The organism is Kitasatospora sp. A2-31 (assembly GCF_022288725.1).
Lineage (GTDB): Bacteria > Actinomycetota > Actinomycetes > Streptomycetales > Streptomycetaceae > Kitasatospora.
Window position 1 is genome coordinate 1 of record NZ_JAKNTA010000137.1, and the last position, 1695, is coordinate 1695.

The 1695-nt window shown below is 73.1% G+C and carries 2 protein-coding genes; both read left to right on the forward strand.

What is annotated here, in order from left to right:
- The first annotated feature begins 105 nt into the window (after positions 1–105).
- Positions 106–1320, forward strand: coding sequence for an acetyl-CoA C-acetyltransferase (locus MCM47_RS40230; RefSeq protein WP_238740007.1), 1215 nt, complete (start codon positions 106–108; stop codon positions 1318–1320).
- Between the two features lie 49 nt (positions 1321–1369).
- The coding region (locus MCM47_RS40235; protein WP_238951784.1) for an enoyl-CoA hydratase/isomerase family protein at positions 1370–1695 on the forward strand (326 nt) is incomplete at its 3' end.

Below are 1695 nucleotides of genomic sequence, written 5' to 3' on the forward strand. Positions count from 1 at the left end.
CCGCTCCCGACCCGGCCCCGCCGGCACTCCCCGACCCGGCCCCACCGGCACTCCCACCAGGCCAGGCCCCGAACAACCGGGCCAGACCCCGAAAGGCTCTCCACCGTGACCACCGAAGCGTACGTCTACGACGCGATCCGCACCCCGCGCGGCCGGGGCAAGGCCACCGGCTCGCTGCACGGCACCAAGCCGATCGACCTGGTCGTCGGCCTGATCCACGAACTGCGCCGCCGCTTCCCGGACCTCGACCCGGCCGCGGTGGACGACATCGTGCTCGGCGTGGTCAGCCCGATCGGCGACCAGGGTTCCGACATCGCCCGGGTCGCCGCGATCGCGGCCGGCCTGCCCGACACGGTGGCCGGCGTCCAGGAGAACCGGTTCTGCGCCTCCGGCCTGGAGGCCGTCAACCTGGCCGCCGCCAAGGTCCGTTCGGGTTGGGAGGACCTCATCCTGGCCGGCGGCGTCGAGTCGATGTCCCGGGTGAAGATGGGCTCCGACGGCGGCGCCTGGTTCGCCGACCCGATGACCGCCTACGAGACCCACTTCATCCCGCAGGGCGTCGGCGCCGACCTGATCGCCACCGTCGAGGGCTTCAGCCGCACCGACGTGGACGCCTTCGCCGCCGAGTCCCAGGCCCGCGCCGCCAAGGCCCAGGCGGACGGCCTCTTCGACCGCTCGGTCGTGCCGGTCCTCGACCGCAACGGCCTGGTGGTGCTGGACCGCGACGAGTTCATCCGCCCCGGCACCACCGTGGAGAGCCTGGCCGGCCTCAAGCCCTCCTTCGCCGCCATCGGCGACGCGGGCGGCTTCGACGCCGTCGCCCTGCAGAAGTACCACTGGGTCGAGGAGATCGACCACGTCCACCACGCCGGCAACTCCTCCGGGATCGTGGACGGCGCGGCCCTGGTCGCCATCGGCAACCGCGGGATCGGCGAGCGCTACGGCCTGCGCCCGCGCGCCCGGATCGTCTCCGCGGCGGTGTCCGGCTCCGAGCCCACCATCATGCTGACCGGCCCGGCCCCCGCCACCCGCAAGGCGCTCGCCAAGGCCGGGCTGACGGCCGCCGACATCGACCTGGTCGAGATCAACGAGGCCTTCGCCGCCGTCGTCCTCCGGTTCGTCCGCGAGATGGGCTTCCGGCCCGACCAGGTCAACGTCAACGGCGGCGCGATCGCCCTCGGCCACCCGCTCGGCGCGACCGGCGCGATGATCCTCGGCACCCTGATCGACGAGCTGGAGCGGCGCGACCTGCGGTACGGCCTGGCCACCCTCTGCGTCGGCGGCGGCATGGGCATCGCCACCGTCGTCGAACGCATCTGATCCCGCCCCGGCACCTCCCTCCCCGGCCCCTTCTGGAGACCCGAACCTCATGAGCGACACCACCACCATCCGCTGGGAGCAGGACCAGGACGGCGTGGTCACCCTCGTCCTCGACGACCCCACCCAGTCCGTCAACACCATGAACGAGGCCTTCACGGCCGACTTCGAGGCCACCGTGGAGCGGCTGGCCGGCCTCGGCGACGAGCTGCGGGGCGTGGTCGTCACCTCGGCGAAGAAGACCTTCTTCGCCGGCGGCGACCTGCGGATGCTCTCGGCCGCCCGGCCCGAGGACGCCGCCGCCGTCTTCGAGAAGTCGATGCGGATCAAGCGCGCCCTGCGCACGCTGGAGACCCTCGGCAAGCCCGTGGTCGCCGC